Source organism: Ruegeria sp. YTSC199, from assembly GCF_059609725.1.
Window position 1 is genome coordinate 21,356 of record NZ_JBXWMF010000034.1, and the last position, 21,967, is coordinate 43,322.

The 21,967-nt window shown below is 58.1% G+C and carries 29 protein-coding genes; 1 reads left to right on the forward strand and 28 read right to left on the reverse strand.

All coding sequences use genetic code 11. From position 1 onward, the window contains the following. Position 1: 1 nt before the first annotated feature. From AC2FEE_RS22645 to AC2FEE_RS22725, 17 genes are all read right to left on the reverse strand, one after another. Positions 2-1,270, reverse strand: a complete 1,269-nt coding sequence (locus AC2FEE_RS22645; RefSeq protein ID WP_496867686.1) for an amino acid ABC transporter permease — start codon at positions 1,268-1,270, stop codon at positions 2-4. Between the two features lie 128 nt (positions 1,271-1,398). Next, entirely contained in the window at positions 1,399-2,415 is a 1,017-nt protein-coding gene (locus AC2FEE_RS22650) for an amino acid ABC transporter substrate-binding protein (protein WP_496867687.1), read from the reverse strand. Between the two features lie 207 nt (positions 2,416-2,622). Next, complete coding sequence (locus AC2FEE_RS22655; RefSeq protein WP_496867689.1) at positions 2,623-3,330, reverse strand: ATP12 family chaperone protein; 708 nt, start codon at positions 3,328-3,330, stop codon at positions 2,623-2,625. A 4-nt stretch (positions 3,331-3,334) separates the two neighbouring features. Then, entirely contained in the window at positions 3,335-4,006 is a 672-nt protein-coding gene (locus AC2FEE_RS22660; protein WP_496867690.1) for an HAD-IA family hydrolase, read from the reverse strand. Beyond that, positions 4,003-5,046, reverse strand: coding sequence for an RluA family pseudouridine synthase (locus tag AC2FEE_RS22665; protein ID WP_496867692.1), 1,044 nt, complete (start codon positions 5,044-5,046; stop codon positions 4,003-4,005). The genes AC2FEE_RS22660 and AC2FEE_RS22665 overlap by 4 nt, the downstream gene beginning before the upstream one ends. Before the next feature lie 106 nt (positions 5,047-5,152). Next, positions 5,153-6,466, reverse strand: coding sequence for a replication-associated recombination protein A (locus tag AC2FEE_RS22670; protein ID WP_496867694.1), 1,314 nt, complete (start codon positions 6,464-6,466; stop codon positions 5,153-5,155). Between the two features lie 3 nt (positions 6,467-6,469). Continuing rightward, positions 6,470-7,858, reverse strand: coding sequence for a trypsin-like peptidase domain-containing protein (locus AC2FEE_RS22675; RefSeq protein WP_496867731.1), 1,389 nt, complete (start codon positions 7,856-7,858; stop codon positions 6,470-6,472). 79 nt (positions 7,859-7,937) lie between these two features. After that, positions 7,938-8,993: a TauD/TfdA family dioxygenase gene (locus AC2FEE_RS22680; RefSeq protein WP_496867696.1), complete on the reverse strand. Its 1,056-nt coding sequence runs from the start codon at positions 8,991-8,993 to the stop codon at positions 7,938-7,940. Positions 8,994-9,148: 155 nt separating this feature from the next. After that, entirely contained in the window at positions 9,149-9,571 is a 423-nt protein-coding gene (rplQ, locus tag AC2FEE_RS22685; protein WP_039970431.1) for a 50S ribosomal protein L17, read from the reverse strand. A gap of 118 nt (positions 9,572-9,689) precedes the next feature. Next, on the reverse strand, positions 9,690-10,706 hold the full coding sequence (locus tag AC2FEE_RS22690) for a DNA-directed RNA polymerase subunit alpha (protein ID WP_068340717.1): 1,017 nt from the start codon (positions 10,704-10,706) through the stop codon (positions 9,690-9,692). Positions 10,707-10,820: 114 nt separating this feature from the next. Beyond that, positions 10,821-11,210: a 30S ribosomal protein S11 gene (rpsK, locus tag AC2FEE_RS22695; RefSeq protein WP_058283499.1), complete on the reverse strand. Its 390-nt coding sequence runs from the start codon at positions 11,208-11,210 to the stop codon at positions 10,821-10,823. A gap of 15 nt (positions 11,211-11,225) precedes the next feature. After that, a complete protein-coding gene (rpsM, locus tag AC2FEE_RS22700; RefSeq protein WP_008757392.1) occupies positions 11,226-11,594 on the reverse strand; it encodes a 30S ribosomal protein S13 in 369 nt (122 codons plus the stop codon). 201 nt (positions 11,595-11,795) lie between these two features. Continuing rightward, on the reverse strand, positions 11,796-12,440 hold the full coding sequence (locus tag AC2FEE_RS22705; protein WP_496867698.1) for an adenylate kinase: 645 nt from the start codon (positions 12,438-12,440) through the stop codon (positions 11,796-11,798). Beyond that, on the reverse strand, positions 12,437-13,801 hold the full coding sequence (secY, locus tag AC2FEE_RS22710) for a preprotein translocase subunit SecY (RefSeq protein ID WP_496867700.1): 1,365 nt from the start codon (positions 13,799-13,801) through the stop codon (positions 12,437-12,439). Before secY ends, AC2FEE_RS22705 begins: the two co-directional genes overlap by 4 nt. A 109-nt stretch (positions 13,802-13,910) precedes the next feature. After that, positions 13,911-14,384 (reverse strand): 50S ribosomal protein L15, encoded by a 474-nt coding sequence (gene rplO, locus AC2FEE_RS22715; protein WP_170387765.1) that lies wholly within the window; start codon positions 14,382-14,384, stop codon positions 13,911-13,913. Between the two features lie 145 nt (positions 14,385-14,529). After that, a complete protein-coding gene (locus AC2FEE_RS22720) occupies positions 14,530-15,387 on the reverse strand; it encodes a hypothetical protein (RefSeq protein WP_496867702.1) in 858 nt (285 codons plus the stop codon). Positions 15,388-15,564: 177 nt separating this feature from the next. Continuing rightward, the gene (locus AC2FEE_RS22725) at positions 15,565-15,780 is read right to left on the reverse strand and encodes a DUF1127 domain-containing protein (RefSeq protein WP_496867704.1); all 216 of its coding nucleotides are present in this window, start codon (positions 15,778-15,780) and stop codon (positions 15,565-15,567) included. A gap of 380 nt (positions 15,781-16,160) precedes the next feature. On the opposite strand from AC2FEE_RS22725, the gene AC2FEE_RS22730 reads away from it, so the two are divergent. Further along, positions 16,161-17,399 carry an NADH:flavin oxidoreductase/NADH oxidase family protein gene (locus tag AC2FEE_RS22730; protein WP_496867706.1) on the forward strand — a complete coding sequence of 413 codons (1,239 nt, stop codon included), beginning with the start codon at positions 16,161-16,163 and terminating at the stop codon, positions 17,397-17,399. A 151-nt stretch (positions 17,400-17,550) separates the two neighbouring features. Here the strand turns inward: AC2FEE_RS22730 and rpmD are convergent, their stop codons facing one another. From rpmD to rpmC, 11 genes are all read right to left on the reverse strand, one after another. Continuing rightward, positions 17,551-17,739 (reverse strand): 50S ribosomal protein L30, encoded by a 189-nt coding sequence (gene rpmD, locus AC2FEE_RS22735; RefSeq protein WP_058283504.1) that lies wholly within the window; start codon positions 17,737-17,739, stop codon positions 17,551-17,553. Positions 17,740-17,751: 12 nt separating this feature from the next. Next, positions 17,752-18,315, reverse strand: a complete 564-nt coding sequence (rpsE, locus tag AC2FEE_RS22740) for a 30S ribosomal protein S5 (protein ID WP_496867708.1) — start codon at positions 18,313-18,315, stop codon at positions 17,752-17,754. Between the two features lie 114 nt (positions 18,316-18,429). Further along, a complete protein-coding gene (gene rplR, locus AC2FEE_RS22745; RefSeq protein ID WP_010437103.1) occupies positions 18,430-18,789 on the reverse strand; it encodes a 50S ribosomal protein L18 in 360 nt (119 codons plus the stop codon). A gap of 11 nt (positions 18,790-18,800) precedes the next feature. Next, positions 18,801-19,334, reverse strand: a complete 534-nt coding sequence (rplF, locus tag AC2FEE_RS22750) for a 50S ribosomal protein L6 (RefSeq protein WP_010437101.1) — start codon at positions 19,332-19,334, stop codon at positions 18,801-18,803. A gap of 11 nt (positions 19,335-19,345) precedes the next feature. Next, on the reverse strand, positions 19,346-19,738 hold the full coding sequence (rpsH, locus tag AC2FEE_RS22755; RefSeq protein ID WP_496867710.1) for a 30S ribosomal protein S8: 393 nt from the start codon (positions 19,736-19,738) through the stop codon (positions 19,346-19,348). Between the two features lie 13 nt (positions 19,739-19,751). Continuing rightward, positions 19,752-20,057, reverse strand: coding sequence for a 30S ribosomal protein S14 (rpsN, locus tag AC2FEE_RS22760; protein ID WP_010437098.1), 306 nt, complete (start codon positions 20,055-20,057; stop codon positions 19,752-19,754). A gap of 19 nt (positions 20,058-20,076) precedes the next feature. Then, entirely contained in the window at positions 20,077-20,637 is a 561-nt protein-coding gene (gene rplE, locus AC2FEE_RS22765; protein ID WP_496867712.1) for a 50S ribosomal protein L5, read from the reverse strand. Then, positions 20,630-20,941, reverse strand: coding sequence for a 50S ribosomal protein L24 (gene rplX, locus AC2FEE_RS22770; protein WP_010437096.1), 312 nt, complete (start codon positions 20,939-20,941; stop codon positions 20,630-20,632). Before rplX ends, rplE begins: the two co-directional genes overlap by 8 nt. Before the next feature lie 2 nt (positions 20,942-20,943). Next, a complete protein-coding gene (gene rplN / locus AC2FEE_RS22775) occupies positions 20,944-21,312 on the reverse strand; it encodes a 50S ribosomal protein L14 (protein ID WP_039523372.1) in 369 nt (122 codons plus the stop codon). A gap of 76 nt (positions 21,313-21,388) precedes the next feature. Further along, positions 21,389-21,619, reverse strand: a complete 231-nt coding sequence (rpsQ, locus tag AC2FEE_RS22780; protein WP_039538279.1) for a 30S ribosomal protein S17 — start codon at positions 21,617-21,619, stop codon at positions 21,389-21,391. 4 nt (positions 21,620-21,623) lie between these two features. Further along, the gene (rpmC, locus tag AC2FEE_RS22785; protein WP_010437082.1) at positions 21,624-21,830 is read right to left on the reverse strand and encodes a 50S ribosomal protein L29; all 207 of its coding nucleotides are present in this window, start codon (positions 21,828-21,830) and stop codon (positions 21,624-21,626) included. Between the last annotated feature and the right edge of the window lie 137 nt (positions 21,831-21,967).

Consider the following 21,967-nt stretch of genomic DNA (forward strand, 5'->3'; position numbering starts at 1 on the left):
ATTACCGCTCCACCAGTTTGACACGGTTGTTGTACCAGTTCATCACCGCCGAAATGCTCAGCGAGATGGTCAGATAGACCAGCATCAGCAGCAGAACGCATTCCAGCTCGCGGCCGGTCTGGTTCATGGTGATGCCACCTAGGGTCCCCGTGATGTCCATATATCCGACCGCAATCGCCAGTGACGAGTTCTTGGTCAGGTTCAGATAATTCGAGATCATCGGCGGGATGATCACCCGCAGAGCTTGCGGCAGGATCACAAGGCGCATGGTCCGACCCGGGCGCAGCCCCAGTGCAGATGCGGCCTCAGTCTGGCCTTTAGAGACGGCCAGAATACCGGCGCGAACGATCTCGGCGATGAAAGCCGCAGTGTAAAGCGACAGGGCCAGCCAGAGGGCGATCAGCGAGTTCCGCAGGTGGGTACCGCCGGTGAAGTTAAAGCCCTTCAGTTCAGGATAGCCCAGGTGGAAGCCCAGTGCGCCCAGCAGAATGGCAGATGGAACGAACAGCAGACCCAATTGGATGTACCAGATGGTCGGACGGTCACCGGTCTTTTCCTGCGTGGCATTGGCCCAGGCCGACACTTTGCGCATGGCGAAGATGCTGCCGCCAAAAACGATCAGGAAGGCGATCAGGTCCAGCGAGACATCAAAGCGCAGGCTCGACGTACCGAACAGGTGGATGTCGCCCAGACCGCGTGAGAAAAGAAACTCGGGGATATAGACCCCGCGATTGGTCACAGCAACCGTGCCGAACAGATCCATCGTGGCTTCTGGATTTTCACCCCGGAAGGCGCGCGGCGCAGGCAGGCTTTCAATCAGGATCGCCATAGCGAACACGATCCAAAGAAGGACCGGAACGTTGCGGAACATTTCGACATAAACCGTCATGATCCGCGCGATCAGCCAGTTGTTCGACAGGCGCAGAACACCAACCATGACGCCGATGATCGTTGCAGTGATACATCCCAGAACCGCGACAACCAGCGTGTTCAGCAGGCCTATGAAGGCCGCACGCAGATGGGTGTCGCGCGAGTCATATTCCAGCAAACGTTGGTTGATGTCATAGCTCGACGGCTCGGCGAAAAAATCGAACCCGACTGTTCTGCCCAGCGTTTCGAGGTTCTGAATCGTGTTGTTAATAATCCAGGCTGCCAGAAGCATGAAACCGATCAATGCAATGACTTGGATGGTCGCAGAACGGTACCGCGTATCGTAAAGGAGCATGGACAGCCGGAAGTGCTCCTTCGGCGGGTCAGTGAGTGTCGTCATGACCTATGTTTTTCCCCGTGCATCCCGGTTTTTCATTGGCAGAGTTGGTCTCTGCTCAGAACGATCCGGGCGTGTTTCTTATGGAAGGAAAAAGGGCGCGGGATGTCCCGCGCCCTTTTCCGTGGATTTTAGCGGAATGGCGGTGCGTACATCAGGCCGCCATCGGTCCACTGTGCGTTCAGGCCGCGTGCCAGACCGATCGGAGTTTCCTCGCCGATGTTCTTGGCGAAGACTTCGCCATAGTTACCACCGACTTTGATCGCGCGCTGTGCCCAGGTTGCGTCCAGGCCCAGCATCTCACCCAGAGTGCCTTCGGTGCCCAACAGACGGTTCACTTCGGGGTTGTCGGTTCCAGCGGCCATCTCGTCGATGTTGGCCGAGGTCACGCCCAGTTCTTCGGCGGCGATCAGCGCGTTCAGGGTCCAGCGGACCACATCACCCCACTCGTGGTCGCCGTGGCGGACGAGCGGTCCCAGCGGCTCTTTCGAGATGATTTCGGGCAGGATCACGTGATCACCCGCGTTTTCAAAGGTGGCACGGGTTGCAGCCAGGCCCGATGCGTCAGTGGTGTAGACGTCACAGGCACCAGCCAAGTACTGCTGCTGCGCTTCGGCGTTGGTTTCGATCGGAACCGGCTCGTAGCTCATGTTGTTGATGCGGAAGAAATCCGCCAGGTTAAGCTCGGTTGTGGTCCCGGTCTGGATGCAGACGGTGGCGCCGTCCAGTTCCTTGGCCGAGCTGACGCCCAGAGCCTTGGGAACCATAAAACCTTGGCCGTCATAGTAGTTGATGCCGACGAATTCGAACTTCAGGTCAACGTCGCGGCTGAAGGTCCAGGTGGTGTTACGGGCCAACATGTCGATCTCGCCCGACGCCAGCGCGGTAAAGCGGGTTTTACCGGTGGTCGGAATGAATTCAACTGCGGACGGATCGTCCAGAACGGCGGCTGCGACTGCACGACAAACCGCTACGTCAAAGCCCTGCCACTCACCGTTGGCATCCGGGCTGGCAAAGCCGGGAACCCCGGTCGCCACGCCGCAGTTCAGCTTGCCGCGCGCCTTGACATCATCGATAGTCCCCGCTGCCGCTACACCAGCAGCCAGGCCGGCGATGGTCGCCACGCCCAAGAATACGGATTTTTTCATTTTTACCTCTTCCTGATTTTCCGCCCCGTTCAAAGGACGGTTCTGTCCGGCACCTCTGGCACCAGAAAGGTTTCCCAAAGGTGTCTCCCCTTTAGTGGCCACGAGTTTGGGCGCATTCATAAACAAACGTCAAGGGTCGGATCAGGGAAAACGATGGGTCAATCCAGAGAAGACTTGCCCAACGTTCTAAAAAATGAGCCTGAGGGATCAATTCGAGAGGTCAAAGAACCGTTTGGCGTGCAAAAAGGCCGCTTTCTTGGTCTCGGCAACCGTATGGGCTTCGTCATCATGGCCCCATTGCTCGATCTGCCACTGCTCATCCAGCCTTGAAATCTGCCAGATTTCATCCGCATCACCCCGGTTTTGCGCTGCTGCAAATCCGAGGATGAGAGAGCCCGACAAGCTGACCAGATCGTGGAAGGCTGCCAGTTGAAAGTCATTTAGCCCATGCACACGCTGCCTGAGCGTTGTCAGAGCCTCCGCCGATTGGGGGCGGTGTAGCACACCGGCCACAGGCAACAGCCGCGCCGACAGCGTTTCGGCCGCCCACTCCAGCACCGGGTCCCATTGTTCCGCCTGACGCCGCTGCAACTCCTGCGGGTGAACCGCGCGGTAGCATAGCAGGTCCGAATCGCCATAATCGGCCAGCATATCTGCAACCTCGGCGTGTTGATGGCGGACTTTGTCGATGGCGGCATTTGCCGAGCGGGTGAAAGGCATCACTGTCGGGTCGATCACTTTTTCCTGAGCGTCCCATTCCGCGGCGACCTCGCCGGCCATGGCACGAGTCGGCAGGACCAAAGCGGCCTTGGCCGGGGTTTTGACGCGGCGACCGTCCAGCTCGATGGTATAGCCACCCTCGGCTTCGACCACCGCGCTCTCAGTCCAAAATCGCTTGGGTTTCCAGTCGCTCATGTTGTCAGGTCCAGATATCGTCCAGCGCGCGGGGCAACTGGTCAAAGGTTTCAATTACGCGGGTCGCACCGTCCAGAGCAGATCGGTCATGATAACCCCAAGTCACGCCAATGCCCGCCACTCCGGCGGCACGGGCCATGTCCATGTCGAACCGAGTGTCCCCGACCATGGCCGTATTGGCCGCATCCACCCCGGTTTCACTGCGTGCCGTGTCGATCATCGACGGGTGCGGTTTGGAGGGGTGATGATCCGCCACCTGGCGGGTAACAAAAAAGCGCTCTAACCCGTGAGCCTCGATCAATGCGTCCAAGCCGCGCTGAGATTTCCCGGTGGCCACGCCCAACAGAACCTCGGGCACCGCATGCAGGGCTTCGACGGTTTCGCGTGCCCCCGGATACAGCGGAGAGCTTGCCGCCCCCTGTTCCAGTCGCTGCGTGTGATAGGCTTCCTTATAGCCCTCGACCAGCCGTTGCTGCACGGTTTTGGGATGTTCGGACGCCAGTTGCGCCATCGCGTTAGGCAGAGACAGACCCACGATGGACAGGATCGCCTCGCGCTCCGGCACCGGCAGGGACTGGTCACCGAAACAGGCGGTCATCGCGGCAACGATACTGCCCTGACTGTCGACCAGGGTGCCATCCACGTCGAACAGCACCAGACGCAGCGGTGCGTTCATTGCAGTTCCTCGAACGGGTCGTCTGCGGCAAGATCCTCGGTCCAGCCGAACGTGTCCCAGCTGTGTTTCATGTGATCCGGCAGCGGCGCGGTGACAGTGATAGTCTTGCGCGTCACAGGATGCTGGAAGGTCGCTTGCCGGGCATGCAGGTGCAGCTTTTTGCTGATGATTCCGCCCAGTTGCGCGCCCCAGCCATCGCCCAGGTTCTCCTGCCCCGAACCACCGTATTTGCCGTCGCCGATGATCGGGTGCCCAATCGCCGCCATATGCGCTCGCAATTGGTGGGTGCGGCCGGTGATCGGCTCCATCGCCACCCATGCGGCGCGTCCGGCCACCCGGTAGAGCGTCGCGTAAAGTGTATGTGCCCGTTTCGCGCCCGGCGTGTCGTTGATCTCGTTCAGATGGACGGGGATCATCTTTTCGCCCTCGCCCTGCTTGCCATGACCCGCGGCCTTGACCAGCCCGGTTTTGATCTCACCCAGATAGGGGGTCGGTACACCAGCCACCAATGCCCAGTAAATCTTGCGCGTATCGCGGTGACGGAAGGCAGCCGTCAGCCCTTTGGCTGCCTCGCGCGTGCGCGCCAGCAGCAGAACGCCAGACGTGTCCTTGTCCAAACGGTGCACTAAGCGGGGGTTTTCGTCAAATCCGAACCGCAGCGCTTCGGACAGGCTATCCACGTGCCGGGTTTGACCGCTACCGCCCTGAACCGGCAAGCCATGCGGCTTGTTCAAGGCCAAGACGTGATCGTCGCGATAGATCACGCAGGACTGGATCATCTTGGCATCGGCATCTGAAATGCGCCGCTCGACCTGGACTGGTTTTTTGTCGGCATCCGGCAACGGCGGCACACGTACAACCTGTCCAGCCTCAAGCCGTGTCGAGGCCTTCACCCGTCCGCCTTCGACGCGCAACTCACCCTTGCGGCACATCTTTTCGATGCGACCTTGGCTGACATGCGGGAACAGGCGACGCAGCCACCGGTCGATCCGCTGGTCGCTATCCCCTTCTGCCACGGTGATCATTTGTACGCCACTCATACCGATATCCCCTTCACGCGGCGGGTCCGCGTGGATTGTTTGCCCTCAGGTGCCTTAAAAAACATGCGCGTCTGTGGCGTGCCGCATCGCAAGAGTCAAGCTAGCGCTAGGACCTGTTCCGCTGGGTTCGAAGTTTGGCAAAGTAATCCAGCCGCTTTTTCAGTTCCCGCTCGAACCCGCGTTCAACAGGCTGATACAGCGCGGGCCGCTCCATTCCATCGGGAAAATAGTTCTGGCCCGAAAACCCATCCTCGGCATCATGGTCATAGGCGTAGTCCGCGCCATACCCCTGATCCTTCATCAGCGAGGTCGGTGCATTCAGGATGTGCTTGGGTGGCGGCTCACTTCCCGATTGCCTGGCCAACCGCATCGCCGCCTTGTAACCCACATAGGCCCCGTTCGATTTCGGAGCCAGCGCCAGATAGACCAGCGCTTGCGCCAAAGCCAACTCGCCCTCGGGCGAGCCCAGTCGTTCATAGGTCTGCCAGGATTGCAGACAGATCGCCTGCGCCTGCGGATCGGCCAGCCCAATATCTTCAACCGCCATTCGGGTGATGCGACGGGCCAAATACCGAGGGTCCTCGCCCCCCGTAAGCATCCGCGCGAACCAGTAAAGCGCGGCATCCGGATCGGAACCTCGCACCGATTTGTGCAGGGCCGAGATAAGATTGTAATGCTCATCGCCCGACTTGTCGTATTTCGCCGCCCGGCGCATCAACCGCGTCGACAGCGCATCCGGGTCAAGCGGCGCATCAACCTTCCACGCGGCGATTTGCTCGATCAGGTTCAACAAGGCCCGTCCGTCACCGTCTGCCATCTCCTGCAGCGCTTCGCGCGCTGGTCCGGTCAGAGGCAAAGCGCGATCCAAATCTTTCTCGGCGCGTTGGGTCAGGCGTTCCAGATCGGCAAGGCTGAGACGTTCCAGCACCAGCACCTGCGCCCGGCTGAGCACCGCAGCGTTCAGCTCGAAAGACGGGTTCTCGGTCGTGGCCCCAACCAGCAGGATCGTCCCATCCTCCATATGCGGCAGGAACCCGTCTTGTTGCGCTTTGTTGAAACGGTGGATCTCGTCCACGAACAGTAGTGTGCCCTGCCCATTCTGACGCCGTATCTTGGCGGCTTCGAAAACTTTTTTGAGGTCCGGTACACCGGTGAATATCGCGCTGATCTGAACGAAATGCAGTTCCGTCTCTTGCGCCAACAGCCTTGCAATGGTGGTTTTACCGACGCCCGGAGGTCCCCAGAACACCAAGCTGGACAAACTACCCGAGGCCAGCATGACCCCTAAAGGCGCATCCAAACCCAAAACCTGCGCCTGCCCGATCACCTCAGCCAGCGCCTGTGGCCGCAACCGATCTGCCAGTGGACGATGCGCGGGCGGTGCAGGCTCAGTCGCCCCGGTGTCGAATAGATCGCTCACGTTCTACAACCGGAACCGCAGGGAAACCGAACGGCCGCCACGCAATACATCCAAATTCACCCTGCGCCCTGGATCGGTCAGCGCATCCACAACATCCTGCGGGAGTCCGATCTGCGTACCATTGATGCTGTTAACTACATCTCCCACACGCAACCCGGACCGTCCGCCATATGGACCTGCATCCACCACAACCACGCCGGTCTGCGACAGCACCAGCCCCATCCGCGAGATGATCGCCGGGTTGATGCGCGAGACCGTCAACCCCGGCATAACCGTCCGGTCGCCCAGCGTAGTCTCATCGGATGCCGGGGTTTCGGGCGCCCTGATCAGAGCGACCTCGACATCCGCACTTTCCTCTCCGCGCAGCCGGGTCACAACCGACGTGCCGCCGACACCCGCCACCGACATGCGGAACTTCATCTCGGCCGGAGAGTTCACTTCGTCCCCGTCCACATGGGTCACGACGTCGCCGACGCGCAGCCCTGCGTTCACCAGCGGGCTTAGGGGGTGAAGGTCAGAAATCACTACGCCCATTGGGATCACCAGACCCAGCGACTCGGCAATATCGGCGCTCATGCGCTGGCCTGCCATTCCGGCCCAGGGGCTGACGAAACTGCCATTGCCCTCTTGCGCCTGCCGCAGGAACTCGGCCACCAGATTGGCCGGAATCGCAAATCCGATACCATTTGACCCGCCTGAACGCGTCAGGATTGAGGTGTTGATCCCGATCAGATCACCATTCACGTCGATCAGCGCCCCACCGGAATTCCCCGGGTTGATAGCCGCATCTGTCTGAATGAAGTATCCGCGCGCGTTGCCCGTGGCCGTTCCCGTCCGTGCCAGTCCGGAAATAATACCTGACGACACAGTCTGGCCCACCCCAAACGGGTTGCCGATGGCAAGCGCCAGTTCTCCTACTTCCACCCGATCGGAATCGCGGAAATTCAGATGCGGCAGGTCTTCGGCCTCTTCCAGACGCAGGATGGCAATGTCGCTTTCCTTATCCCCAAGAACCACTTGCGCTGAATACTCCCGCCGGTCCGTTGTCACCACGCGGATTTCGGTGGCTGTTCCGACAACGTGATAGTTCGACACTACGTAGCCGTCCGCAGACAGAATGACGCCAGACCCCAGCGAGTTCTGAACCCGCGGCCGCGGTTCGGCAAAGCCTCTGCCGAAGAACTCCTCGAAAAACGGGTCCGAGAAAAACGGGTTGGCCCGACCCTGCCTTACGATCTTGGCGTAGATGTTGACGACGGCCGGAGACGCCTGCTTGACCACCGGGGCAAATCCCAGGCTGATTTCGGCCTGCGAAGTCGGCACTTTCGTTTCGGCATTGGCTGACATGGCAAGCGTCGCCAGCATCAGTGAACAGAGAACTTTGCGCATGATCCATCCGTCGATTAATCGCCCATCGGATATGCGTCTACATGGATCGTATTGCAAGCATCTGATCGGTGCGTTAGAGCCTTCAATCCAACGGAGCGTGCAGGCGAGTGCCTTCCGTGATGATCCCGCCGCGCTGTCCCACCTCAATCGTTCCGTAGCGTTGCTTGAAGATTTCGGGCAACTCCCGATCCCCCTCGGGGGAAAGCCAGAGCCTTAGAAGATGTCGGCGCTCAGACGGGTCTGGCCAATCCACGAATCCAGTTCGGTCGTGCAATTGCGAGTGGTTGTACACGAACTGCATGTCCCCGGGTTGCAAACGCATGGAAAGACAGAGATCAGGATCATTCGCCAGCGCATCAAATCGGTCCAACGCCTCGACATGATCCGATGTAAGCCGCATCGCTTCAGGAAATCGTTGCGCACTGTCGATATACTGCCTTTGGTAGAACACCGTCAGCTTACCATCGTGCCAGGAGAATGGCGGGATCGTCATATAGGGCCCCATACCGTCCGGCACTTCCCCTCGTCTGTCGGTCGCAATGGGATCAAATAACAGTTCCAGCAATTCCGGGCATTCTGACCGCATCCTGTTATAGATCGTCTCGGCACTGACCAGAAGCGAGTCCCCGCCCTCCTTGGCCTCGCGCAGGCACAGCAGGCCGACGATATCGGCGCTGTCGGTGTGAAATGTCTGACGCTCGTGCGTTTGATAAATCCGGGTATTCGGATCGTTTGCATCCGCCCCGATATCGCGGACATGCCCCAGAATGTGACCCTGAGCGTTCTGCGAACGGGCCGATCCCAGATGAGCACCAACACCGCAGAAAATCGCAGCCGCCATCTGTTGCGTGTAATCCTGCACCGGAAGGCCGCGTATCACCTCGAAGCCAATCCCGTTGATCAGCTTCTCTCGCAGCCTTGCCAGATGCCGATCAAATCGTTGCAGGGGGAAGGCGGCCTTTGTGATCTCGCCGATATCTCTTCCCAGGCTCAGGTAACGACGGGCGGCTTGCTCAAGGTCCTCAATATCGTCCGCTGTTAGATCAATGATCCATTCACTCTGACGCATGCGCATGTCCTGACCGGTCCAGACAGACGGGCCGATGAGTTCGCCTGGTAGTTTCCTTAGTATTGCCATCATCCGTCCTCCACGCCCACCTTACAACGCGAAGCCTGCGGGGTGGGGCTTCTTCGTCGGAAGTAACCACAAACTTTTTGTTTGTGACACGCATAGGCACAAAAAAAAACCCCGCGTCCGGGACGCAGGGGTTCAGATTAGAAAGCCGGGCTTTCTTATTCTTCGTCTGCAGCCTCTTCGGCGGCAACGCGGGCTTTGTCGGCCGCGCCTTTGGCGTCCAGATCACGATCAACGAATTCGATGATCGCCATCGGCGCCATGTCGCCATAGCGGAAGCCAGCTTTCAGGATGCGGACATAACCACCCTGACGCTCGGCGTAGCGGGGCCCCAGAACCTCGAACAGCTTTGCGACGTCTTTGTCTTCCTTCAGCTGCGATGCGGCCTGACGGCGGGCGTGCAAGTCGCCGCGCTTGCCCAGAGTGACCAGCTTTTCGATGATCGGGCGCAGTTCTTTTGCCTTGGGCAAAGTTGTTTTGATCTGCTCATGTTCGATGAGCGAGCCAGCCATGTTCGCAAACAGCGCCTTGCGGTGCTCATGAGTACGGTTCAGGCGGCGGTAACCACGTGCGTGACGCATTTTCTAGTTCCTTCTTTCGCGTTTTGCTTTGTCTGGCCGGCGATGCGTGTCACCGGCTCTCCTTGGGGCGGAAGTGCCCATATAGTCCCCGGCAGCCCGGGCATTGGGGAAGACGCGCTTAGAACGCGTCTTCGAATTTCTTGGCCAGATCTTCAATGTTGTCGGGCGGCCAGTCCTCGACATCCATGCCGAGGTGCAGACCCATGCCGGACAGCACTTCTTTGATCTCGTTCAGCGACTTGCGGCCGAAGTTCGGGGTGCGCAGCATCTCGGCTTCGGTCTTCTGGATCAGGTCGCCGATATAAACGATGTTGTCGTTCTTCAGGCAGTTTGCCGACCGGACCGACAGTTCCAGCTCGTCTACTTTCTTCAGCAGCAGCGGGTTGAACTCCAGACCATCGTCTTCGTCCTGGCGGCCAGCCGATTCCGGCTCGTCGAAGTTGACAAAGATCGAAAGCTGGTCCTGCAGGATACGCGCGGCAAAGGCCAGCGCGTCTTCCGGCGTGATCGAACCATCGGTGTCGATCTTCAGGGTCAGCTTGTCATAGTCCAGAACCTGACCTTCACGGGTCGGCTGAACGTCATAGGCAACCTTTTTGACCGGCGAATAGATCGCGTCGATCGGGATCAGGCCGATGGGCGCGTCTTCGGGCTTGTTCTTTTCAGCCGAGACGTAACCCTTGCCGGTGTTGACGGTCAGTTCCATGAACAGATCGGCACCATCATCCAGGTGGCAGATGACGTGATCGCGGTTCAGAACCTCAATGCCAGCGCTTTCGCTGATGTCGCCCGCGGTAACAACTGCGGGACCTTTGGCATTGATCGACAGGCGCTTGGGGCCTTCGACTTCCATGCGCAGGGCGACCTGCTTGAGGTTCAGGATGATGTCGGTGACGTCTTCACGAACGCCTGCGACCGAGGAAAACTCGTGCAGGACGTTGTCGATCTGAACGCTGGTGATGGCCGCGCCTTGCAGCGAGCTCATCAGAACGCGGCGCAGTGCGTTGCCCAGAGTCAGACCAAAGCCACGCTCCAGCGGTTCAGCAACAAGAGTTGCCTGACGCGCAGGGTCGTTGCCCGGCTTGCCTTCCAGCTGGGTCGGCTTGATCAATTCAGCCCAATTCTTATGGATCATGTAATCCCTCCATTCCTGTCCGCGCCCCATGACCAACAAGGTGCAGACGCCCGAGGTTCAAAATGACGTGCTGGGGCCGTGCAAAAACACAGCCCCAGCTCAATTCAAAATCGCTTAGACGCGACGACGCTTCGGCGGACGGCAGCCGTTGTGAGCGATCGGAGTCACGTCGCGGATCGACGTGATGTTGAAGCCCACAGCAGCCAGCGCACGCAGAGCCGATTCACGACCCGAACCGGGGCCCTGAACTTCGACTTCCAGCGTCTTGACGCCATGATCCTGCGCCTTTTTGCCTGCATCTTCTGCAGCCATCTGAGCGGCGTAGGGTGTCGATTTCCGCGATCCCTTGAAGCCCATGGTACCGGCAGACGACCATGCAATGGCGTTGCCCTGTACGTCCGAGATCAGGATCTTGGTGTTGTTGAAGGTCGAGTTCACATGGGCAACGCCCGATGCGATGTTCTTGCGCTCTTTGCGCTTAACGCGAGTCTTGTCACGTGCCATCGGTCAGACCCTCCCTTATTTCTTCTTACCGGCAATGGCCTTTGCGGGGCCTTTGCGGGTACGAGCATTGGTGTGGGTACGCTGACCGCGAACCGGCAGGTTGCGGCGGTGACGCAGACCGCGATAGCAGCCCAGGTCCATCAGGCGCTTGACGTTCATCTGAACTTCGCGACGCAGGTCACCTTCAACGGTGAAGTTCGCATCGATGTGCTCGCGGATGGCCAGAACTTCGGCGTCGGACAGTTCATTGACGCGACGGTGCGCTTCAATGCCTACGGCTTCGCAGATTGCTTTGGCCGAGGTGTTACCGATACCGGTGATATATGTGAGGGCGATAGGTACCCGCTTTGCAGTCGGGATGTTTACGCCGGCAATACGTGCCACGTGTCACTTTCCTTTTTTGTTGCGGTTCCGTAACTCCGGAACCTTTTTTCACAACACTTGATCTTGGCAGTGACGCCAGAGGATCCAGCATTATTCGAGGTGGTCGTTGCGAACGAAACGAATCCCGCACGCGGTCGTGATTCCCATAGGGATGTGGGTCGATATGGGCTTTTGGTGGGGCCGTCAAGCCCCAACCTGAAGTCAGCCCAGAACCGCCTCGATCGAGGCAGTCACTTCCTTGATGTCGGCCAGGCCATTGACCGGGCGCAGGTCGCCCTTGGCATAGTAGTAACCGATCAGCGGCGAGGTCTTTTTATAGTATTCCATCAGGCGCGTGCGCAGGCTGTCTTCGTTGTCATCCGCACGGCGCTGGAAGTCATTTTCCTTGCCGCAGTTGGTGCATTTGCCATCGGCCGGGATCGGCTTGGTGATGTCGTTATAGACCTCACCGCAGCCGCCGCAGGTCGAACGTGCCGTGATGCGCTCCACCAGCGCTTCGTCGTCCACACGCATCTCGATCACGGTATGCAGCGACTGGCCCAACTTGGTCAGCAGCGCCGCCAGAGCATCGGCCTGCGCCAGCGTCCGCGGGAAGCCGTCAAAGATGAAGCCGGCGCCAGTTTCCGTGGTCAGCTTCTCTTCGATCAGGCCGATCACGATCTCATCGGTGACCAGCTTGCCTGCGTCCATGATGGCCGCAACCTTCTGGCCCATCTCGGTACCCGAGGTCTTGGCTTCGCGCAGCATGTCGCCGGTGCTCAGCTGAACCATGCCGCGTGTTTCGACCAGGTGACGTGCTTGCGTCCCTTTACCAGCCCCCGGGGGCCCAAGAAGAATGATGTTCATCGACGAGCGGGTCCCTTCCTGCCGCGTTTCTTACCCTTGCCGCGCAGTTGGGACTTTTCGATCAGCCCTTCGTATTGATGCGCCAGCAGGTGGCTCTGAACCTGTTGGATCGTGTCCATGGTCACAGAGACGATAATCAGAACCGAGGTGCCGCCGAAATAGAACGGAATGGCAAACTGGTTCCGCAGAATCTCAGGCAGCAGACAGACAGCCGCCAGATAAGCCGAACCCAGAACCAGCACGCGGTTGACCACGTATTCCAGATACTCGGCGGTTTTCTTGCCCGGACGGATGCCCGGAACAAAACCGTTCTGCTTCTTCAGATTGTCCGCCACATCATCCGGCTTGAACGACACGTTGAACGTGTAGAAGTAGGCAAAGAACACGATCATCGAGGCAAAGAACAACAGGTACAGCGGCTGTCCTGGGCCGAAGTTGGCTAGCAGCCACGACATGATCGGCCCGCTGGTCGCGCCCGATGAAAAGGTCGAGATCGTCACCGGAAGAAGAAGTAGCGAGCTTGCAAAGATCGCCGGGATCACGCCCGCCGGGTTTACTTTGACCGGCAGATGGCTCGAGCCGCCCTCATAGATCTTCATACCGGCCTGGCGGCGCGGGTATTGGATGTGAATCTTGCGCAGTGCGCGCTCCATGAACACCACAAAGGTAATCACGGCGATCACCATCACGATCACACCGACGATCACGGCGGGGCTGATCGCACCCGAGCGGCCCGAGGCGAAGAACTGCGCCAGAGCAGCCGGAACTTCGGCGATGATGCCGACGAAGATGATAAGAGAGATCCCATTGCCAATGCCGCGTGCGGTGATCTGCTCACCCAGCCACATCAGGAACATGGTGCCGCCGACCAGAGTGATCATGGTTGACAGGCGGAAGAACATGCCCGGATCGGTCGCCAGATCGCCCGATTCCAGCGAAACAGCCAGACCATAGGCCTGAACGGTGGCCAGCGCCACGGTGCCGAAACGGGTGTACTGGTTGATTTTCTTGCGGCCCTGCTCGCCCTCTTTCTTGAGCTGTTCGAGCGCGGGAACCATCGATGTCAGCAGCTGCACGATGATCGAGGCCGAAATGTAGGGCATGATGCCGAGGGCAAAGATACCCATCCGCCCAAGCGCCCCGCCGGTGAACATCGAAACCATGCCGCCGATGCCCTGCCCCGCCTGCTCCATGAACTCACGCAGAGCCTGTCCGTCGATACCCGGCACCGGAATAAAGGTGCCTAGGCGATAAACGATCAACAAACCCAGCGTAAACAGGATGCGGTTGCGCAGATCGGTGGCTTTGCCAAGGGCAGACCAGCTTGTGTTGGCTGCCATTTGTTCTGCTGCTGATACCATAAATCGGTCTCTCTTATGGAAACGCCGCCCGGAACCGTTTTCCGGCTCGGACGGCGTCTTGGAAAACTCTGAGGTCTATGTAAGCGGGTCTGCGCCCGCTCACAAGCGCTTACTCTGCCGCAGCAGCTTTTGTGACCGTCAGTGAACCGCCCGCTTTTTCAACTGCCTCAACAGCAGCTTTCGAAGCACCGGTTACTTCCAGGTTCACTTTGGCGCTGATTTCACCTTTGGCCAGAACACGGATACCGTCCAGCTTGCGACGAACCAGACCGGAGGCAACCAGTGCGTCCTCGGTGATCGCGGCTTTGGCGTCCAGCTTTCCGGCGTCGACGAATTTCTGGATCAGGCCCAGGTTGATAACGGCAAATTCTTTGCGGTTCGGCTTGTTGAAGCCACGCTTGGGCAGGCGTTGGTACAACGGCATCTGGCCGCCTTCATAGCCATTGATGGCTACACCCGAACGGGATTTCTGGCCTTTGATACCACGGCCACCCATTTTACCTTTGCCGGAACCGGGACCACGGCCAACGCGGGTTCGTTTCGGGTTCGCGCCGGGATTGTCGCGCAATTCGTTCAGTTTCATTTCGCTTCTCCTAAGCCGGATATAGCCCCCGAAGCGTGATGGGCCAAACACGGCATTTCTTGGTTTTGATTCTCGTGGGCGGAAACCCACCGGAGGCGTATAGGCCCCTAACCCCCGCTTGGCAAGCCCGCGGTGCGCTGCAAGATCAGTCAGCCTGCTGAGCCTCGGTTTCATCCTCACCCTGTTTGATAATTGGGGCAGCAAGCGGATCGATGCCATGTTTCTCAACGAGCCTTCCGACCAAACTGTCAGGATCGGGTTTGCCGTCATACTTTTCCCGCATGATCGCCCGCATACGCCGGCCATACAGGTGGATGGAAACCGTGTCGTCCTTAAAGAAATGGTCGATTTTAGCCCCTGGCCGGGCCAAGGCCCGCCGACGCGTGTAATTGAGCGGATAGAACACGTGCTCGGGCAGTGCGTGTTTGATCTCACCTGTTTGCCTCAACGCCCATGTGAATGCACTTGGCCCCCAGACACCCCAAAGCTTTTCCGGCACGTTCACAGGCTCGCCGTTCTGTTGCGCCTCTTTCAGCGGTTTGCGATGACGAGGCGGCAGCCAGGGCGGAATAAAGTACGGATCGTTTGTGAACTCGATCAGCTTGGCCAGTGTTTCGCTATCCTGAGGCAGGGCAAGCACACCAATAGCCACATCGCCTTCGAGATAACCGTAATAGTGGCCGTTTTCCGTAGTGAATGGCTTGAGGCAATAGGCGTCAGTGTCCGCCCAGATCAAGTCACTCTCTTGCGCCAGCATGCGATACCGGAACTTGTCCGAGTGCGGCGCAGGGCTTCCGGTTCTGCCATGAGTCACAAACTCGGAGTCGGGCAAAACTTCACGTGCATCCCGGTGTTCCACCCCTTCGGGAATACCTGTCACGGTCCCATAGGTGTACAGACGTACATGTTGCCCGGCATCCAGATAGGACTTGATGCACAACTGCTCGAGAAAGCTCAACGGTCCATCGACCCACAGCATTCCGATCTGGTACTCGCGCGCCATGAAAGTGTCTTTCCAAAATTCTACCGGCTTCAATTAGCCACCCAATCCGCATGTGGCCCAATAAGGGTGCCGTCGCAATGCTTGCCGCCCAAAAATATCCAGCCTGTGGCGGGATGGACCCTGAAACCAAAAGAGGCGCCAAACGGCGCCCCTCGGTGAGTGGTGTGTTCTTGATATTTACGAGCAGTAAACGTGTTCGCGCGCGATGTCTTTGATATCGCAACGACGGACGCCGATGTCGTTCAATTCACGATCAGTCAGATGCTGCAATTCTGAATAGGTGCGGTTGTATTCGGCGCGCAGGACATAGGCCTCTTTCACCTTCGCGAAAGATTCTGCGATGCGTGCGATCAGGTTGTTGCCGCCATGAGTGGTTGTTGCTGTGTAAGCCATATCTGAGTTCCTTTACTAATCGGGGCGTATTCCCCGATGATTTCTGTACTGGTCCTTTTGGAGACAGGGTTCAGATAGGCCCACTGGGTAACGCTAACAACCGAAGTTTCGGTCTAGCCGGTATGCGTATGGTGAATGGCGGAGCGAAACTGGTACTTGATGCAAAATGTGGTTTGTGTCCGTTTTACTGGACAGACCCACCTTTCGAACAAATGTCATCATAGCCAGTTTAATCACCGTTCGAGAGGCGTAAAAAAGCTTGTCATCTTGAGATATCATGAAGCACTTTGTGCGGACTGAAGCTGGTTTCAGTCGTACGATTGATAAGGTAGAAGATGGCAGACCCGGTTTATTCAAATGAGCTCGAACTCCCTTGCGGAATGCGATTGAAAAATCGTTTTGCCAGGAGCGCCATGACGGAAGCGCTTGCCGGTCCTTGCGATAGGCCGAACACAGGCCATCAAACGCTGTATGAGCGCTGGTCAATGGGCGGGATGGCGATGCAGTTGACCGGCAACGTTATGGTCGACAGGCGCTACCTTGAACGTCCGGGGAATGTCGTTGTCGAAGACGAAAACGATCTGGGCGCACTGAGGGACTGGGCGCGCGCGGCCAAATCGGGTGGCAGCCTGGTCTGGATGCAAATCAGCCATCCGGGGCGCCAATGCCAGATTATCGTGAACAAGCGACCGCTGTCCCCCTCAGCCGAGAAGCTGCGCATCCTAGGTCTTTTTGGGAAACCGAAGGCCATGACATCTGAAGATATTTTGTATGCAATTCAACGTTATGCGCAAACTGCGGCCATCGCAAAAAAGGCAGGGTTCGACGGCGTGCAGATACATGCTGCACATGGCTATCTTATTAGTCAGTTTCTGTCGCCAATCACCAATCAGCGCACTGACGAATGGGGGGGCTCGCTCGAAAAGCGCGCGCTGTTTCTGCGCAAGGTCTATGAGGGTGTGCGCGTTGCCGTGGGGCGTGACTTTCCCATTGCAGTCAAGCTGAACTCGGCCGACTTTCAGAAAGGTGGCTTTACCATCAAGGACAGCTGTCAGGTTGCGCAATGGCTTGAACAGGACGGCATTGATCTTATCGAGTTGTCCGGCGGAACCTACGAACAGATGAGCTTCGTAAACGGAACCGAAGAAAAACAGCGCGACAGCACAATCAAACGCGAGGCGTATTTCATGGATTATGCCCGCGAAGTGCGCAAGGCGGTGAGCGTTCCAATTATGGTCACAGGCGGGTTTCGCAGCGCCGCCGCGATGGAGCAAGCGATTGCGGAGGATGGGATCGATATGATCGGTCTTGCGCGCCCTTTATGTGTTCAACCAGATGCGGTTGCCAAAATCCTCGACGGTTCAGTTGAGCGAATTGGTATCGAAGAAGATGGTCTGGTGATCGGGCGTGGGCGGTTCGGAGTGAATGCCCGGAACTGGTTCATCAATTTGGTCAACACAGTCGCTCGGGTCGAGTACTATGTTTGGCAAATGACGCGAATGTCACGTGGCTCAATGCCCCAGACCGACGCCCGCCAAAACGCCATCGGTTGCTTTTTGTTGTACCTCAATCGCACAACACTTCTCGGGCTGCGCCGGAAATTCGCGCGACCTCGCTAGGCTTTCCCGTCTTCCAAATACGCGGCCAGCCATACGCAGTTCAGAATGCGAAGCTTTGGGTTCAAAACGGGCCAACGGATAATCCGAGGCGCAAAGAAAAACGCCCCCGACCGTGTCGAGGGCGTTTCTATTTCATTCAATGCACTCGCGCTTAGCCGCGCTCTTCGACGATCTCTACCAGATGCGGGATCTTGTTGATCATGCCGCGGACCGAAGGAGTGTCTTCCAGCTCACGGGTTTTGTGCATCTTGTTCAGGCCCAGACCGATCAGGGTTGCGCGCTGTTCGGCGGGGCGGCGGATCGGGGAACCGACCTGCTTGACGACGATGGTTTTTGCCATTGCTCGCTCTCCTTATGCTTCAGCAGCAGCAGGCGCTTCGTCCCGCTTGGGCAGGATGTCAGCAACCTTTTTGCCACGACGCTGTGCAACCGAACGCGGGCTCTGCTCTTTCTGCAGGCCGTTGATGGTGGCACGGATCATGTTGTACGGGTTCTGCGAGCCCAGCGATTTGGACACAACGTCCTTGACGCCCAGCATTTCGAACACGGCACGCATCGGACCACCGGCGATGATACCGGTACCTTCAGGTGCGGTGCGCATTACCACTTTACCGGCGCCGTGACGGCCCTCGATGTCGTGGTGCAGGGTCCGACCTTCGCGCAGTTGCACGCGGATCATCTGACGCTTGGCTTGTTCGGTCGCCTTACGGATGGCTTCAGGTACTTCTTTTGCTTTACCTTTGCCAAAGCCGACGCGGCCTTTCTGATCGCCGACAACCACCAGAGCGGCGAAGCCAAAGCGCTTACCACCTTTTACGGTTTTCGACACACGGTTGATCGCAACCAGACGATCTGCGAATTCCGGAGCTTCGTCGCGGTCACGGCCACGTCCCCGGCGGTTCTCACGTTCTGCCATTTTGGCATCCCTTTTACTGTGGCGCTATCGGCGCCGTTTGTTCAATCCAAGTGAGCCCCGACTGTTGCCGAGGCCCCCGGATCATCGGGGCGGATCGAAACCCGCCCGCAAGTCTTAGATCTTCAGACCACCTTCACGCGCAGCGTCGGCAACTGCCTTCACTTTGCCGTGGAACAGGAAGCCGCCACGATCGAAATAGGCCTCTTCGACGCCTGCCTTCTTGGCACGCTCGGCGATAGCCGCGCCCACTTTGGTGGCCGCTTCGACGTTGTTCTTGCCAACAACGCCCAGATCCTTTTCCAGGGTCGAGGCCGAGGCCAGGGTCACGCCACGCACGTCGTCGATCAGCTGAACAGAGATGTTCTTGTTCGAACGGTGTACGGACAGACGCGGACGACCCGCGTTGACCTTGCGAAGTTTGTTCCGAACGCGCAGGCGGCGCTTCAGAAACAGGGTTCTTTTGCTGTTTGCCATTGTTTGCGTCCTTACTTCTTCTTGCCTTCCTTGCGGAAGATGAACTCGCCCTTATAGCGGATGCCCTTGCCTTTGTAGGGCTCGGGGCGGCGCCATTCGCGGATTTTGGCCGCGACTTCGCCCACCTGCTGCTGGTCGATACCTTCCACAACGATCTCGGTCTGCTTCGGCGCGGTGATGGTGACACCTTCCGGAGCAGTGAAATCAACATCGTGGCTGTAACCCAGGTTCAGCTTCAGGGTGTTGCCCTGCATCTGCGCCCGGTAACCAACACCCTGGATCTCCAGCTCTTTTTTGAAGCCGTTGGTGACGCCTTCAACAAGATTGGCAACCATAGTGCGGCTCATGCCCCACTGCTGGCGTGCGCGCTTGGACATCCCACGAGGGTTGATCTGCACAACATTGTCTTCAACCGACAGCGTTACGTCATCAGTTGCAGTGAAGCTGCGGGTGCCTTTCGGACCTTTAACTTCGATGGTCTGACCCGACACAGAGGCGGAAACGCCGCTGGGCAGCTCGACCGGTTTTTTACCAATACGAGACATTGCAGACCTCCTTAGAAGACGGTGCAGAGCACTTCGCCACCAACATTGTTGGAGCGAGCGTTTGCGTCCGACATCACACCTTTCGGAGTGCTGACAATCGACACGCCCAGACCCTGACGGACCTGCGGGATGTCATTGACGCCCATGTATACGCGACGACCGGGCTTCGAGACCCGCTTCAGTTCGCGAATAACAGGGGTGCCTTCGTAGTATTTCAGGCTGATTTCTATGGCCGGATGACCGTTTGAACCGGTCGTCGCTTCGTAGCCACGGATGTAACCTTCGTCCGCCAGCACGTCCAGAACCCAACCACGCAGCTTGGAAGCCGGGGTGGAAACGGTGGACTTGCCGCGCATTTGCGCGTTGCGGATACGGGTGAGCATATCGCCGATAGGATCGTTCATATCTATGTCTCCCTTACCAGCTCGATTTCACCATGCCGGGGATCTGACCAGCAGAACCCAGCTCGCGCAGCGCGATACGGCTGACCTTCAGCTTACGGTAGTAAGCGTGGGGACGACCGGTCAGCTGACAGCGGTTGTGCAAACGAGTAGCCGAGCTGTTGCGCGGCAGTTTCGCCAGTTTCAGACGCGCTTTGAAACGCTCTTCCATCGGCTTGCTCTCGTCATTCGCGATTTCTTTCAGCTCGGCACGCTTTGCGGCATATTTGGCCACCAGGCGTTCGCGCTTCTTCTCGCGTTCGATCATTGCTTTTTTAGCCATGTCTCAATCCTCCCGGCGCTTACGCGTTGAACGGCATGTTGAAAGCTTTCAACAGTGCCTTTGCTTCAGCGTCGGTTTTCGCTGTGGTGGCAATTACGATGTCCATGCCCCAGACTTCGTCGACCTTGTCGAAATCGATTTCCGGGAACACGATGTGCTCTTTCATGCCCATGGCAAAGTTGCCCTGACCATCGAAAGACGGCTTCACACCGCGGAAGTCACGAACACGCGGCATCGCGATGGTGATCAGACGATCCAGGAATTCGTACATCCGGTCGCCGCGCAAGGTCACTTTCGCACCCAGCGGCATGTCTTCACGGACGCGGAAACCCGCGATCGACTTCTTCGCCTTGGTTGCAACGGCCTTTTGACCGGCAATTGCAGTCAGATCCTCGACAGCAGCTTTCGCTTTCTTCGAGTCTTTGACAGCTTCGGCACCACAGCCGATGTTCAGAACGATTTTTTCCAGCTTGGGCAGCTGCATGTCGTTCTTGTAGCCGAACTCTTCTTTCAGAGCGGGGCGGATGGTTTCAGCGTACTGAGCTTTCAGACGCGGGGTATAGGTTGCGTTATCAAGCATCGATCACGTCCCCCGTGGTCTTGGCGAAGCGTACTTTCTTGTCACCTTCCATGCGGAAGCCAACGCGGGTTGCTTTGCCGTTTTTGTCCAGCAGTGCCAGGTTCGACAGCTCGATAGGGTTTGCCTGAGGCAGGCGACCACCTTGCGAGGTTTGCGACTGACGGGTGTGGCGGATGGCGATGTTGATGCCATCGACAACAGCTTTACCGGCTTTCGGGTCAACCGAGGTGATAGTTCCCTCTTTGCCCTTGTCCTTGCCGGCCAGCACGACGACCTTGTCGCCTTTGCGGAGTTTAGCAGCCATGATTACAGCACCTCCGGAGCCAGCGAGATGATTTTCATGAAGTTCTTGCCGCGCAGTTCACGAACAACCGGGCCAAAGATACGGGTACCTATGGGCTCGTTGTTGTTGTTCAGGATGACGGCGGCGTTGCGATCAAAACGGATCGCGGTGCCGTCTTCGCGACGGACTTCCTTGGCGGTGCGCACGACGACGGCCTTACGGACGTCCCCTTTCTTTACGCGGCCGCGCGGGATGGCTTCCTTCACCGAGACGACAATGATGTCGCCGACGGAGGCGTATTTACGCTTGGAACCACCCAGGACCTTGATGCACTGAACTCGGCGTGCGCCGGAGTTGTCAGCGACATCCAGATTGGTCTGCATCTGGATCATGTGGTTTCTCCCGACCTGTGGGGGCTGGTCTCGTTAGATCCCCCAGGGTTTCGACAAATGGAAAAATCCCGGAAGCTTACGCTTCCAGAACTTCCCAACGTTTCGTCTTCGATTTCGGCGCGCATTCGATGATGCGTACGGTGTCACCGACCTTGAAGGCGTTCTTTTCGTCATGAGCCCGGTATTTCTTGGACTTACGAACGGTTTTGTGCAGCAGCGGGTGCTTGAAACGGCGTTCAACCGAAACAGTCACGGTTTGCTCGTTGGCGTCGCTGGTTACGATTCCGGACAGGATACGCTTGGGCATAGGATTACTCCTCCGATGCCGCAGCAGCGGCCTTTTCGTTCAGAATGGTTTTGACGCGGGCAGCATTGCGGCGGGCCGCTTTGATACCAGCAGTGTTTTCCAGCTGACCGGTTGCCTGTTGAAAGCGCAGGTTAAAGCTTTCTTTCTTCAGGTTGGCCAGTTCCTCGCGGAGCTGGTCCGGGGTCTTGTCACGCAGTTCTTGGGCGTTCATCGCCTTTTTCCTTTGCTCAAAACACCAGAAGGCCCCGTACACGGGTCACCTTTGACCTGGTGGATGAATGATAGACATGCGAATCCCCCGACTCAGCCGGGGGACTTGCAGGATGCCGCCGTATAAGGGTTTAGGGA